This is a genomic window from Paraburkholderia sp. GAS42 (assembly GCF_050436565.1).
In the GTDB taxonomy this organism is placed as follows: Bacteria; Pseudomonadota; Gammaproteobacteria; order Burkholderiales; family Burkholderiaceae; genus Paraburkholderia.
Genome location: NZ_JBNDML010000003.1, coordinates 306,704 through 320,051, shown reverse-complemented (window position 1 = coordinate 320,051; position 13,348 = coordinate 306,704). Strand labels below are relative to the sequence as shown.

Genomic DNA, 13,348 nt, shown 5'->3' with positions numbered 1-13,348 from the left:
GACGTTGAACACGGCGCCTGGGCGCGCCGGTATATGACGGTGAATGGCGGAAAGCGTGTCCGCCAGGCCGGATTTCCGCGATCTGCGGGCCACGGCGCCGGGGTTCCTGCTCAGGTTGCGATCGCATCGCGCCCAGTGTGCACCCGGTTCGCGACCACGTCGTATCCGTAGTCGAAACCTTGTGCTGCGATCACGTCGCAATCACGTCGCAATCAGCAACAGAACAAGCCCGAGCACCATCACGATCAGGCCGCCGATGCGCACCTGATGCACCGGGCGCTCCGCAATTCTACGAAACGTGTCGCGCCAGGCGCTCGGGAACACAAAGGGAAACATGCCCTCGATGATCAGCATCAGGGCGATCGCGAGCAATAACGAGCCGGCTATATCCATTCGAATGACGGCGCCGCGGCGCGAGACGCGCGCGGCGCTCCGGTAATCAGTGTTTGCGGGCGGGCGCAGCAGCAGCGGCGTCCGGCGACGTGCCGCCCGTCGGGCTGCGCATGAAGCGGAAGAACTCGCTGCCTGGATCGACCACGATCACGTCGTTCGGCTTGAAGCTGTTCCGGTACGCCTGCATGCTCTGGTAAAACTCATAGAACTGCGGGTCGCGACCAAACGCGTCAGCGGCAATCGACGCAGCCTTGCCATCGCCCTCGCCCTTGATCGTCTGCGCTTCCTTGTAGGCATCCGCGACAAGGCCCTGCTGCTGTCGGGCTGCGTCTGCCTTGATCTGGTCGGCTTCGGCCGCGCCCTTCGCGCGTTCTTCGTTCGCGACCTGCTCGCGCGCGGCAGTCATGCGCTTGTAGACGGAATCCGTCATGGCCGCCGGGAAGTCGACGCGCGTCATCTGCACGTCGATCACGTCGATGCCGAGCGGAGCCGCGGCCTTCTGCATGGCTGTACGTGCCTGGGTGGCGATGTCCTGCTGCTTCGCGAGCGCATCGGCCAGCGTGTACTTCGCGAAGACACCGCCGAGCGCGTCGCGCGACATCGTCGCCAGCCGTTCCGGCAGACCCTGCGCGTCACCCCTGGTGTCGGCGAAGAGCCTGAGCGGATCGGCCACGCGATAGCGGATCACGGGGTTCACGAGGATGTCGATCTTGTCCGACGTCACGTAGCGATCGGCATCCGGTGCATCGACGGACTGGATGCGCGTGTCGACCAGCGTCGCCGTCTGCAACGGCGGCGGAAGCTTCACATGCAGGCCGGGACCGACGAGCACGGGCGCGGTATCGCCATGTGCGGACACGACAGCCATATGACGCTGATCGACGACATAGACCATCGACGAAGCGGCAAACAACACGATCACAACTGCAACGACGAGCGCAATGATTCGGTTCATGTTCGCGCTCCTTATTGCAGTTCGTCGTCGCGACCGCGACTACGGAACGAATCGCGCGAACGGAATGCGTCGCTGGCTGCGGCGGCCTGGCTTGCGCCGCTCGCCGGAGCGGCTGCGGCGCCGGAGGCCGGGATCGGAGCAACAGTCGCCGCGGCTGCGCCGCTGGCGCCCTGCGGCGTAGCTGACGATGCGCCGGAACCGGACTGCGCACCGCCCGCTGTCGCGTCAGCGGCCCGCTGACGGGTCTGTTCGACGAGCTTGTCGAGCGGCAGATACAGCACGTTATTCGCCGACTTGCTGTCGACGAAAACCTTCGTCGTATTCGAGTAGATGTGCTGCATGGTGTCCAGGTACATGCGCTCGCGGATCACCGCGGGCGCCTTCGAGTACTGCGCGTAGACCTGCTTGAAGCGCTCGGCGTCACCTTCCGCCTGCGCGACGACACGGTCGCTATAGGTTTTCGCGTCATCGATCATGCGGGCCGCGTCGGCCTGGGCACGCGGCAACAGATTGTTTGCATAAGTCTGCGCGTCGGCTTTCACACGCTCGCGATCCTGACGCGCCTTCGCGGCATCGTCGAACGCGGATTGAACCTGCTCCGGCGGCGCCACGCCCTGGATCGTCACGCCAGTGACGGCAAGACCCGTGTGGAATTCGTCGAGCGAGCGCTGGATGGAATCGGTGAGTTGCAGACGGATTGCTTCGCGATCCTGATAGAGGATGTCGTCCGTGCTGCGGGCGCCGACCAGTTCGCGCACCGCGGCCTGTGCGGCCTGCGTCACGGTCTGATCGGGATCGACGCTGCGGAACAGATAGTCGGTCGGCTTCCTCACCTGGTATTGCACCGAGAAACGCACGTCGACGATATCGCCGTCATGCGTCAGCATCGACGCATCCTTCACGTTGGGCGTACGCACAACGTTATTGCGGCCGATTTCGACCGACCGCGCCTGGCCGACGTTGACCATCTCATGGGATTCGAACGGATACGGCAGGCGCCAGTGAGCGCCCTGACCCGCCGTGTAGCGATACTCGCCGAACTGCGACACGACGCCAGCCTGGCCGTCCTGCACGACGAATACGCCGCTGCCGAGCCAGATCGCGATCAGCACGCCGATGACGATGCCCACGCCGATGCGTGCGCCACGGCCGTTATCCGGCCGACGTTCGCTACCGCCCGTGCCCTTGCCTTTGCGGCCGAACACGCCCGACAGGCGCCGGTTGAATTCACGCCACATCTCGTCGAGATCAGGTGGGCTTTCGCCGTCCTTGCCGTTCGGTGGACGCTTCGGCTCGTTGGGACGTTGCTTGTCGCCATTGCCGTCTCCCCGGCCCCAGCGCGGATCGTTCATCGAGAAAATGGCGCGCAGGCGCAGCCAGGTACTACGCTCGTTGTAATCGTTCACCTGTGTTCGTTCACCAGAGTAGACAGCCGGTCAATGCAATTGGAACGGGTCAGTGCCCGAGTTCTGGGACCTTGCGGTCGTCGGTTGGTGCCGCTCGCCGGTCTTCTTCCGGCAATGGACGCTCTACGTCGGAAAGATATTCGGCGGTCGCGATTTCAGCGATGGCAGCGCGCAGTGTGTCCAGCCCCTGCCCTGTGCGCGCGCTCAAAAAGACGCGCGAAATATTACCATACTCATCCCGCTCGACCGTGTCGCCGCGGGCCGCCAGCTCAGGCACGGCGTCGATCTTGTTGAAGACCAGCACCTGCCGGATCGCGTCCGCGCCGATCTCGTGCAGCACGACGTTCACCTGGTCGATCTGGTCGAGCCGCACGGCGCTCGACGCATCGACGACATGCAGCAGCAGATCGGCGTGAATGGTTTCTTCGAGCGTCGCGCGAAAAGCGGCCACCAGCTGGTGAGGCAGTTCGCGGATGAATCCAACCGTATCCGACACCACCACCTGACCGACTTCGTCGCCCAGATACACACGGCGTGAAGTGGTATCGAGCGTCGCGAACAGCTGGTCGGCCGCGTAGGCCTGCGCCTTTGTCAGCGCGTTGAAGAGCGTGGACTTGCCCGCGTTCGTATAGCCGACGAGCGACACCGACATCGTGCGATTACGCTCGCGCTGCCGGCGCTGCGTGCCATGCTGACGACGCAGCTTTTCGAGCCGCGACTTGAGCGCCTTGATACGTTCACCGATCAGCCGGCGGTCGGTTTCAAGCTGCGTTTCACCCGGACCACGCAGACCAATACCCCCTTTCTGACGCTCGAGGTGGGTCCACGCGCGGATCAGCCGCGTCGCGAGATATTGCAGTTGCGCGAGTTCGACCTGCAGCTTGCCTTCATGGCTGCGGGCGCGTTGCGCGAAGATGTCGAGGATCAGGCTCGTCCGGTCGACCACGCGCCTGTTAAGCATCTGCTCCAGATTGCGCTGCTGTGCAGGTGCGAGGGCGTGATTGAAGATGACGATTTCGATGTCATTCGCCTCACACGCAAGACGCAGTTCTTCGGCCTTGCCGCTGCCGACAAACATCTTCGCGTCAGGGGCGGACCGACGTCCGGTGAGGGTGACCAAGGGATTCGCGCCCGCGCTTTGCACGAGCAGACTGAGTTCTTCGAGACTGGCTTCGAAATCGATCTTTCCGAAGTCGATACCGACAAGCGCTGCGTTGGTCAAATTGGAGGGTATCAAAATGAAGCGGCCGGGAGAGATCGCCAACGGGCGACGCTACGCCGGCCGCGACGAGGGGTTAGGACTGTTCAGAATCCGGGTGGAAATTCACCGGACGGGCCGGCACGACTGTCGAGATTGCGTGCTTGTAGACCATCTGGGTAACCGTATTCCGGAGCAACACGACGTACTGGTCGAACGATTCGATGTTCCCTTGAAGCTTGATGCCGTTGACCAGATAGATCGAGACCGGCACGTGCTCTTTTCGCAGTGCGTTCAAAAACGGGTCTTGTAACAATTGCCCTTTGTTGCTCATAGCAAACTCCGTATTTTTTTGCAGGTTGACTGAATTGACGACGAAGAAAAAGAAATCCGCCGTCAACCGCTACACTATAGCCGATTTTTGTTTTTGCGCGAGCAGCCTGGCCATCCGGCCAAACCCAGCACACACGCGGGTTTCAGCCTTTATCCGCGTAAGGGTTCGTCGATGAACGGAACTCTATGCGCAATGGAGTCCCGGTCAGCGCGAAAGTTTCCCTGAAGCGGTTTTCGAGGTAGCGTTTGTACGTTTCGGTGATCGCGTCGAGCGCGTTGCCGTGAATCACGATGATCGGCGGGTTCTGTCCACCCTGGTGCGCGTAGCGCAACTTCGGACGCACCGGTCCACGACGTCGCGGCTGCTGGAACTCGACCGCGTCGATCAGCGCACGGGTCAGCTTCGGCGTCGGCAGCTTCGCCATGGCAGCGGCATAGGCGTCGTCGACTGAGCGCATCAGTTGACCAATGCCGGTCTTTTCCGCAGCCGAAATGAAATGAAATTTCGCGAAGTCGAGGAATTTTAGCTTGCGCTCCAGATCCGCTTTCGTGCGCTCACGCACATGCGAATCGAGTCCATCCCACTTGTTCACGCCGACCACCAGCGCACGACCCTGCTCGACGACGAAGCCGGCAATGTGCGCGTCCTGCTCCGAAATGTCCTGGCGCGCGTCGAGCAGCAGGATCACCACGTTGGCGTCCGAGATCGACTGCAACGTCTTCACCACCGAAAACTTCTCGATCGCCTCGAACACCTTGCCGCGACGGCGCAGGCCGGCCGTGTCGATCAGCGTGTAGTTTTTGCCCTGCCGCTCGAAGTCGACGTAGATCGAATCGCGCGTGGTGCCGGGCATGTCGAACGCGATCACGCGCTCTTCGCCGACGAGCGTGTTGATGAGCGTCGACTTGCCAACGTTTGGACGCCCGACAATGGCAATCTTGATGCCACGCGCTTCCTTGTCGCCGTCCTCTTCTTCCGGATGACCTGCGTACGCGACGCCCAGCGCCTCGTTGATCATTTCCGTGACGCCGTCGCCATGCGCGGCCGAAATCGCACGCGGATCGCCGAGACCCAGCTCGTAGAAATCCGCCGCGACCGCGCTGTACTTCATCCCTTCGGCTTTATTGACGACGAGGAAAATCGGCCGGCCGGTCTTGCGCAGGTAGTCGGCAATTGACTTGTCCTGCGGCGCGAGGCCGTTACGACCGTCGACGATGAACACGACGACGTCCGACTCTTCCACCGCCTGGCGCGTCTGGCGCGCCATCTCGTGCAGGATGCCGTCCTTCGCGACCGGCTCGAAGCCGCCGGTATCGACGACCAGATACGGCCGCTCGCCGGTACGCCCTTCGCCATAGTGACGGTCACGCGTGAGCCCTGGCAGATCGGCGACGAGCGCATCACGCGAACGCGTGAGACGGTTGAACAGCGTGGATTTCCCCACATTGGGGCGCCCGACGAGGGCAATAACGGGTTTCATCAGATGTTGTTCACAGTGAAACGCAAGGTCGAGACACTCGACGGGCCATGCGGCGACGCCAGATGGCTGCCTGTCGGCTGCGTTTGACAAAAATTATCACGAAATCGGTCACGCCCGGATGCGAACCATAGATGCATGTCCCGGCGGACGAAGAATTGGCTGGCTGGCGCGGCCTGCACACCACGTGTGTACGGTGTGCGTGTGGCCTTAAGCGTCTGCAGATCCAGCTTTGCGGACGGCGCTTGAAACGGGACGTCGCATCTCGCGACGGGCGCGCACCCACCGCGCCACCCTCGTACTACCTTTTTGTTCGACCGCCGGACCAGCCAGGCCGGCAGCCTGTATCTCTCTATTCACTACACTGTTCTGGCGCCAATGGCGCTACGCCAGAAATACGTGCGGCCGGCGAAGCCGGCCAGCACGACGATCTGATCGAACGAAGCCGCTTGCGAGCGATCAGCGCGGACGGAAACCGTACAGGTCGCCGTCATGCGTTTGCACGACAAGCGTGTCACCGGCAAGCACCGGAGCGGCGGTAATCGCGCTGCCGTCGGTCTTCATGCGTGCGACGAACGTGCCGTCGTCACGCGACAGGAAGTGCACGTAGCCTTCGAAATCGCCGACCACGGCAGCGTGTCCGAGCAGGAACGGCACACCGACGTCGCGACTTTTCAGCTTGTCGTTGCTCCACAGCGGACGACCGGTCGTGGAGTCAAACGCCTGCATGACCGCCCAGTCGTCGCCCGCGACGACGACGCTTTCATCTTCCGCGAGACCGCTCGTGCTCGAGAACTTCTTCTCCCATACCGCGCGGCCCGAATTTGCGTCGAAACAGCCAATCTGCCCCTGGAACGTCACAGCGCACGTCTGGGCACCAACAAGCGCCGGCGGACCGGTCACGTCGTTGATCCGCTCCACTTCCGTCACGCCCTTCGGATACGACACCGGCGTTTGCCAGAACGCATCGCCCGTCTGCACGTTGATCGCAGCGAACGCACCGCCCGGGAAGCCAGCCAGCACAGCCTGGTCGCCCGCGAACGTCATGCCCGACGACACACGCAGGTTGAGCGGCACAGCGCGGTTGCGGTAGTTCCACTTCTGCTCGCCCGTCTGCGCGTTGAACGCGGTGATCTGGCCGTCCACGGTCCGCACCACGACGAGGCCATTGCCGACGAGCGGCGGCGAAATGATTTCGCCTGGCGCCGTGCCTTTCCATAACAGCTTGCCGTCCGGCCCGAGTACGAAGACACCGCCCTTCAGCGCGCCGACGGCCGTCAGATTGCCGTCGCTACCCACGCCGGCTGACAGATCATCGTCGAGCTTCGTACGCCAGAGGTCCTTGCCAGTTTGCGCATCGATCTTCGCGACCGAACCGTTTGCGCCCGCGGCATACACCGCGTTACCGACGGCGACCGGCGAGAACAGATAGCGACCGGCCTTGCCGACGCTCGTCTTCCACGTTTGCTGCACGTCGAGCACAGGCTTGAACTCGGTGAGCGGCGTCGGCACCCGGCGCTCGTCTTTCGTGGATGAGCAAGCCGCCATCGTGAGGACGGTCATCGCACAGGCAACGGGCACAGCGTAACGTTTCAGCAAATTCATCGGTAGACGAAGTATTTATCGAGGATTTATCAAATGGAACCGGTTGAACGCGCAATGCGCAGATCAACCGCCGAGCGCGTCCAGCTTGAACTGGATCAGCTGACGCGTCGACGTGTCGTTCTTCGACAGCGTGTCGAGTGCAAGCTTGTAAGCAGCGCGCGCATCGTCGCGCTTACCCTGCGCCGCGAGCAGATCGCCGCGGCCATCCGCCACGACACCCTTGAAGGCGTCTGACTGCGGTTCCGCCAGCAACGCAAGCCCTGCATCATAGGCCTTCTCGTCGAGCAGCAACGAAGCGAGGCGCAATTTTGCGATCTGCTTGAACTCGTCGTCCTTCGCGTGATCAGCAGCCCATTGCAACTGGGCCTTCGCAGCCGGTTCGTCGCCGGCCGTGTAGAGCGCCTTCGCCGCGCCAAGCGCCGTCATCTGCGCATAGGCTGTGCCGCCGAACTTGTCTTCCATGTCGGCGGCGACACGGGTGATCTTCGCCTTGTCGCCGGAAGCGAGCGACTGCTGGACCTGGTCGTACAGCACAGCGGCTTCAGCCGCCTGGCGACGCTGCCAGAAATTCCAGCCGTTCCAGGCCGCAGCGGCAACGAGTACTACCAGCACGATCCATGTGGTTGCATTGCCCCACTGCGACCACCATGCCTTTACGCTTTCAATCGATTCTTGTTCGTCGTGGTAACTCATCGCGAGGCGATTCCTTCTTCCTTGATACCTTGTCTTACTTCGAAATGCGTGCAGCGCACCGCGCGATCAGTCGTCGCCGTCATCGGCGGATGCAACCATCGCATTGATTAGAAATTCGGTCAAGTCTTCGGCCGGCACGTTCTGCTGTTCGCTCTTTGTGCCTTCCGCGCCGACATGACGCAGCGGTTTTACGCCGACCGTGCCGTTCGCGATCTCGTCTTCACCGAGGATCACCGCGAACGCCGCACCGCTTGCATCCGCACGTTTCATCTGCGACTTGAAGCTGGCGGACTGGCCGTCCGGGCTGCAATGCAGAATGACGTCGAGGCCCGTATCGCGCAGACGCTCGCCGATGATGAACGCCTGCTCGCGCGCCGCGTCACCCTGATGCACGAGGTAGACATCGCAGCCTTCGTCTTCAGGGACCAGCTTATCTTCCTTCAGCAGCTCAAGAATGCGCTCGATGCCCATTGCCCAGCCGCACGCTGCCGTGGGCTTGCCGCCAAGCTGTTCGATCAGCGGATCGTAACGGCCGCCGGCCGCGACCGTGCCCTGCGCGCCGAGCTTGTCGGTGACCCATTCGAACACGGTCAGATTGTAATAATCGAGACCCCGCACCAGACGCGGATTGATCTTGAACGGGATGTTGTTCGCTTTCAGGATGCGCTGCAGTCCTTCGAAATGCGCGAGCGATTCTTCGCCCAGAAAGTCGATCAGCTTCGGCGCGTTCTGCGCGACTTCCTGCAGCGCCGGATTCTTCGTGTCGAGCACGCGCAGCGGGTTCGTGTAGAGACGACGCTTAGCGTCTTCGTCGAGCACGTCCATGTGCTTCTCGAGATACGCGATCAGTTCGACGCGATGCGCGGCGCGCTCTTCAGCGAGACCCAGCGAGTTGATTTCGAGCTTGATACCCATGAGCCCGAGATCGTCCCACAGCCGTTGGCACATCATGATGATTTCCGCGTCCGTATCCGGACCAGCGAAACCCAGCGCCTCAACGCCGACCTGATGGAACTGGCGATAGCGGCCGCGCTGCGGACGCTCGTGACGGAACATCGGACCGATGTACCACAACCGCTTCGGGCCGTCGTACAACATGTTGTGCTCGATCGACGCACGCACAACTGCGGCCGTATTTTCCGGACGCATCGTCAGGTTCTCGCCGTTCAACGCGTCGGTGAAGCTGTACATTTCTTTCTCGACGATGTCGGTGACTTCACCGATACCGCGCGTGAACAGCTGCGTATGCTCGACGATCGGCGTGCGGATATTCTGGTATCCGTACGAACGCAGCATCGACTTCACAGTCGATTCAAAAAATTCCCACAGCCCGGCTTCCTGCGGAAGGATGTCGTTCATGCCCTTCACACCGGACAGCTTCTCGAGCTTCTTCTTCTGTTCAGTCATCTGTGTTCGATTTGACGATCTTGATTGAGCGGTTTAGTTGGCAACTTCGGCACGGCCGTAAGTGCGCTCGACGTAGTCGCTCACGATTTGCTGGAATTCTTCCGCGATGCGCTCGCCGCGCAGCGTCTTGACCTTCTCGCCGTCGATGAACACCGGTGCCGCCGGGTTCTCACCGGAACCCGGCAGGCTGATGCCGATGTTTGCCTGCTTCGACTCACCCGGGCCATTCACGATGCAGCCCATCACCGCGACGTGCATCTTTTCGACGCCAGGATATTGATCGCGCCACACCGGCATCTGCGTGCGCAGATAGGTCTGGATCTGCGAAGCGAGTTCCTGGAACAGCGTGCTGGTCGTACGACCGCATCCCGGGCACGCGATGACCATCGGCGTGAACGAGCGCAGGCCCATTGTCTGCAGGATTTCCTGACCGACGATCACTTCGCCCGTACGCGACGCGCCTGGTTCTGGCGTCAGCGAAATACGGATCGTGTCGCCAATGCCCTGCTGCAGCAGCACCGACAAAGCGGCCGTCGAAGCAACGATGCCCTTCGAGCCCATGCCCGCTTCGGTCAAACCGAGGTGCAGCGCAAATTCGCAACGACGCGCGAGTTCACGATACACGGCGATCAGATCCTGCACGCCACTGACCTTGCACGACAGAATGATCTTGTTACGGCTCAAACCAAGCTCAACCGCACGTTCGGCCGAACCAATCGCCGACTGGATAAGCGCTTCGTACATCACGCTTTGCGCTTCCCAAGGTGTGGAACGCGCAGCGTTTTCGTCCATCATTTTCGCGAGCAGATCCTGGTCGAGACTGCCCCAGTTGACGCCGATTCGCACCGGCTTGTCGTACTGGATCGCGGCTTCGATCATCTGCGCGAACTGTGTGTCGCGCTTCGCGCCATGACCGACGTTGCCCGGGTTGATCCGGTACTTCGACAACGACTCGGCGCATGCCGGGTAGTCACGCAGCAGCAGGTGCCCGTTGTAATGAAAATCGCCGACGAGCGGCACGGTGACGCCCATCCGGTCGAGTTGCTCGCGGACGGCCGGCACGGCCGCGGCCGCTTCGGGCGTGTTGACCGTGATGCGCACGAGTTCCGAACCGGCCTGCGCAAGTTCCTTGATCTGGATAGCCGTACCGATCGCGTCAGCGGTATCGGTATTGGTCATCGACTGCACGCGCACGGGCGAGTCGCCACCGATCGTGACGATCTGGCCGCCCCAGCGCACGTCAACGGCATGCGACGAACGGCGCGGCGCGTGTCCGCCGAAAACCGGCTCGGACGAAATGATCTGACTGCTGGAAAGGGATTGAGCTTCGGAGTGCATCGAAAGACCCATTTACACCGCAGGCACCGCGCACAAGACACGACGCCAGAATTGAAAAAGCGCCGCGGCTAACCTGCCGCGACGCGTACCCTGTCAAGGCAATGCGAAGCGAGCCACATTGCCCTTCGCTGATGCATATTTGCCCGGATCGACCGCCTGGCCGTCCAGTGAAATTGAATCCAGACCTGCCTTGTTGCCGACCGTGACCTTAAACGGCGCTTCGCCGGCAATTTCCTTCGATTCACCCGCGCGGACGAGGCCCGAGAAGACTTCCTTGCCGTCCTTCTGCCGCACGCTGAACCAGCTGTCCTGTGTCACCTTGATTCCGACTGTCGCCTGACCTCCAACCGGCGGCGGAACTTCCGCTGCGGACGCCTGCGGCGCACTTGCTGCCTGCGCCACGACGGCGGCCTTCGGCGCCAGTGCCGGCGCCGGTACGACCGATGACGCCGGTGCAGCGCCGGTTGCCAGCGGAGCTGGCATCGGAGTCGCCTGCGACGCGCTCCCGTCGGTTGCGACCTGAGCGTCAGACGCCGGAGCCGCCTCCTGGTCTGCCACCGTGGCCGACGCGGCCGCCTGATCCTGAGCAACGGCGCCCGATGCACCCGTTGCGCCGCCTGCCGCGCTATTCGCGCCGGCCTTCAGACGTGCCAGCCACGCCGACGATTCGCCGCCATTCGTGTGCCACATCGCAAGCGCGATTACCGCCACGACCACAGCTGCAACGCCCCACAACCACGAACGTGACTTCGGCGCGCTGTTGCCCAGCGAAAGCGATACACGACCCCGTGGCAGGTCGCGCCCAGACGAAGCCGGCATCGACAGGTCCGGCTCGGGTACGCCTTTGACACGTCGCAATGCCTGACTGAACGGCGCGGGATCGGTGCCGAGCATCTTTGCGTAGCTGCGCACCACGCCGAGCGCGAATGTCGTGTCGGGCAACTGGCTCACGTCGCCGCTCTCGAGGGCGCGCAACTTGGCCGGTGACACCTTGAGGCGCGAAGATACGTCTTCGACCGACCAGCCCTTCGACTCGCGAAGCTGGGTCAATCGCGCCCCGACTGCCGCAAGCGATTCCAGCCCGGGCTGCGCCGCAGCCGGTGCGACGGCCGGTGCTGAACGGCCTGCGTTCGTCTCTGTTTCATGCGGCTGCGGGTGCTGCGGCTCACTCATCCCAAATCCTTTCGCGTCGATTCTTTTTCACTCTTGCGATCCGTCCCCGCCTTTTAGGCACCGGTTCAGATTCGCAGACCGTTTATAACAAAATGCGCGGCGTTCTGCGCCGCTTCCGATCGATTTTGCAAACTTTCTTTTCAGTTCACCCGACGTCTGGAGGTCACGAAGACCTTGCAATGCTCATATCGCGCGAACCTCGATCACTTTCGCCGCCTTCCCGGTGCGTTCAGCAAGACGGGTGCGGTCCTTGACCGCACCAGCCAGCTGACCGCAGGCAGCATCGATATCGTCGCCACGAGTTTTGCGCACTGTGGTGACGACCCCTGCGTCCATCAGCACCTGCGCAAACCGTTTGATCTGCTCCTGCTTCGAGCGCAGAAGGCCCGATTCCGGAAACGGATTGAACGGAATCAGGTTGAACTTGCACGGCACGTCGCGCGTGACGGCAAGCAGCTCCCTTGCGTGCTGTTCGGTGTCGTTCACACCATCCAGCATGCAATATTCAAAAGTAATGAAATCGCGTGGCGCGACCTTCAGATAGCGCTGACATGCGGCCATCAGTTCGCGCAGCGGATACTTCTTGTTCAACGGCACCAGCTCGTCGCGCAACGCGTCATTCGGCGCGTGCAACGAGACAGCAAGTGCCACGGGCAGATCTGCGCCAAGACGGTCCATCATCGGCACGACGCCGGAGGTTGACAGCGTCACGCGACGGCGCGAAAGGCCGTACGCATTGTCGTCCAGCATCAGACGCATGGCCGGCACGACGGCATCATAGTTGAGCAACGGCTCGCCCATGCCCATCATCACGACGTTCGTGACGACGCGCTCGCCCTTGCCTTCGCCGCCCACAGCGCGCCCCCCGGCTGTGCCGAGCGACGTACGCAGCGCAAATTCAGCCATGCGTAGCTGGCCGATGATTTCGCCGGTGGTGAGATTGCGGGAAAAACCCTGTTTGCCGGTGGAACAGAAACGGCAGTTGACCGCGCATCCCGCCTGCGACGACACGCACAGCGTACCGCGAGTCTCTTCCGGAATAAACACGGTTTCAACCGCGTTGCCGTTACCGACGTCGATCAGCCACTTGCGTGTGCCGTCGGTGGAAATGTGGTCGCTGGTGATGTCAGGCATCGAAATCGCGGCACGCCCCTTGAGCTTTTCGCGCAGGGACTTGGCGAGATCAGTCATACCATCGAAGTCGGCAGCGTTGTACTGGTGAATCCAGCGCTGCAACTGTTTGGCGCGAAACGGCTTTTCGCCGAGGCTGTCGCAATACGCGACGAGCCCCTGTGCGTCGAGATCGAGAAGGTTGACGGTTGGACTGCTCGTCATATCGAATCCTGCCATATCAGTGCGAAACTACGTT

12 protein-coding genes are annotated in these 13,348 nt (G+C 62.1%); all 12 read right to left on the bottom strand.

Going from position 1 to position 13,348, the window contains the following annotated elements:
• Positions 1 to 201: 201 nt before the first annotated feature.
• Complete coding sequence (locus tag P3T16_RS06390) at positions 202 to 393, bottom strand: DUF2065 domain-containing protein (RefSeq protein ID WP_228977878.1); 192 nt, start codon at positions 391 to 393, stop codon at positions 202 to 204.
• 46 nt (positions 394 to 439) lie between these two features.
• A complete protein-coding gene (hflC, locus tag P3T16_RS06385; protein ID WP_429341599.1) occupies positions 440 to 1,348 on the bottom strand; it encodes a protease modulator HflC in 909 nt (302 codons plus the stop codon).
• An 11-nt stretch (positions 1,349 to 1,359) separates the two neighbouring features.
• The gene (hflK, locus tag P3T16_RS06380) at positions 1,360 to 2,754 is read right to left on the bottom strand and encodes an FtsH protease activity modulator HflK (protein WP_429257651.1); all 1,395 of its coding nucleotides are present in this window, start codon (positions 2,752 to 2,754) and stop codon (positions 1,360 to 1,362) included.
• Positions 2,755 to 2,803: 49 nt separating this feature from the next.
• Entirely contained in the window at positions 2,804 to 4,018 is a 1,215-nt protein-coding gene (gene hflX / locus P3T16_RS06375; RefSeq protein ID WP_429341598.1) for a GTPase HflX, read from the bottom strand.
• 31 nt (positions 4,019 to 4,049) lie between these two features.
• On the bottom strand, positions 4,050 to 4,286 hold the full coding sequence (gene hfq / locus P3T16_RS06370; RefSeq protein ID WP_006051315.1) for an RNA chaperone Hfq: 237 nt from the start codon (positions 4,284 to 4,286) through the stop codon (positions 4,050 to 4,052).
• A 142-nt stretch (positions 4,287 to 4,428) separates the two neighbouring features.
• Positions 4,429 to 5,766 (bottom strand): ribosome biogenesis GTPase Der, encoded by a 1,338-nt coding sequence (gene der, locus P3T16_RS06365; RefSeq protein ID WP_429341597.1) that lies wholly within the window; start codon positions 5,764 to 5,766, stop codon positions 4,429 to 4,431.
• Positions 5,767 to 6,222: 456 nt separating this feature from the next.
• Positions 6,223 to 7,368 carry an outer membrane protein assembly factor BamB gene (bamB, locus tag P3T16_RS06360; RefSeq protein ID WP_429257654.1) on the bottom strand — a complete coding sequence of 382 codons (1,146 nt, stop codon included), beginning with the start codon at positions 7,366 to 7,368 and terminating at the stop codon, positions 6,223 to 6,225.
• A 63-nt stretch (positions 7,369 to 7,431) separates the two neighbouring features.
• Positions 7,432 to 8,061, bottom strand: coding sequence for a tetratricopeptide repeat protein (locus tag P3T16_RS06355; RefSeq protein WP_429257655.1), 630 nt, complete (start codon positions 8,059 to 8,061; stop codon positions 7,432 to 7,434).
• 66 nt (positions 8,062 to 8,127) lie between these two features.
• A complete protein-coding gene (gene hisS, locus P3T16_RS06350) occupies positions 8,128 to 9,468 on the bottom strand; it encodes a histidine--tRNA ligase (RefSeq protein WP_429341596.1) in 1,341 nt (446 codons plus the stop codon).
• Positions 9,469 to 9,501: 33 nt separating this feature from the next.
• The gene (gene ispG, locus P3T16_RS06345) at positions 9,502 to 10,818 is read right to left on the bottom strand and encodes a flavodoxin-dependent (E)-4-hydroxy-3-methylbut-2-enyl-diphosphate synthase (RefSeq protein WP_429257657.1); all 1,317 of its coding nucleotides are present in this window, start codon (positions 10,816 to 10,818) and stop codon (positions 9,502 to 9,504) included.
• A gap of 81 nt (positions 10,819 to 10,899) precedes the next feature.
• Positions 10,900 to 11,979 carry a helix-turn-helix domain-containing protein gene (locus P3T16_RS06340; protein WP_429341595.1) on the bottom strand — a complete coding sequence of 360 codons (1,080 nt, stop codon included), beginning with the start codon at positions 11,977 to 11,979 and terminating at the stop codon, positions 10,900 to 10,902.
• A gap of 183 nt (positions 11,980 to 12,162) precedes the next feature.
• Positions 12,163 to 13,314, bottom strand: a complete 1,152-nt coding sequence (gene rlmN, locus P3T16_RS06335) for a 23S rRNA (adenine(2503)-C(2))-methyltransferase RlmN (protein WP_429257659.1) — start codon at positions 13,312 to 13,314, stop codon at positions 12,163 to 12,165.
• Positions 13,315 to 13,348 lie beyond the last annotated feature (34 nt).

What these genes read in the sequence shown, in the direction of transcription:
- P3T16_RS06390 (WP_228977878.1), bottom strand. Translation starts at nt 393, where the DNA reads ATGGATATAGCCGGCTCGTTATTGCTCGCGATCGCCCTGATGCTGATC.
- hflC (WP_429341599.1), bottom strand. Translation starts at nt 1,348, where the DNA reads ATGAACCGAATCATTGCGCTCGTCGTTGCAGTTGTGATCGTGTTGTTT.
- hfq (WP_006051315.1), bottom strand. Translation starts at nt 4,286, where the DNA reads ATGAGCAACAAAGGGCAATTGTTACAAGACCCGTTTTTGAACGCACTG.
- der (WP_429341597.1), bottom strand. Translation starts at nt 5,766, where the DNA reads ATGAAACCCGTTATTGCCCTCGTCGGGCGCCCCAATGTGGGGAAATCC.
- bamB (WP_429257654.1), bottom strand. Translation starts at nt 7,368, where the DNA reads ATGAATTTGCTGAAACGTTACGCTGTGCCCGTTGCCTGTGCGATGACC.
- P3T16_RS06355 (WP_429257655.1), bottom strand. Translation starts at nt 8,061, where the DNA reads ATGAGTTACCACGACGAACAAGAATCGATTGAAAGCGTAAAGGCATGG.
- hisS (WP_429341596.1), bottom strand. Translation starts at nt 9,468, where the DNA reads ATGACTGAACAGAAGAAGAAGCTCGAGAAGCTGTCCGGTGTGAAGGGC.
- ispG (WP_429257657.1), bottom strand. Translation starts at nt 10,818, where the DNA reads ATGGGTCTTTCGATGCACTCCGAAGCTCAATCCCTTTCCAGCAGTCAG.
- P3T16_RS06340 (WP_429341595.1), bottom strand. Translation starts at nt 11,979, where the DNA reads ATGAGTGAGCCGCAGCACCCGCAGCCGCATGAAACAGAGACGAACGCA.
- rlmN (WP_429257659.1), bottom strand. Translation starts at nt 13,314, where the DNA reads ATGACGAGCAGTCCAACCGTCAACCTTCTCGATCTCGACGCACAGGGG.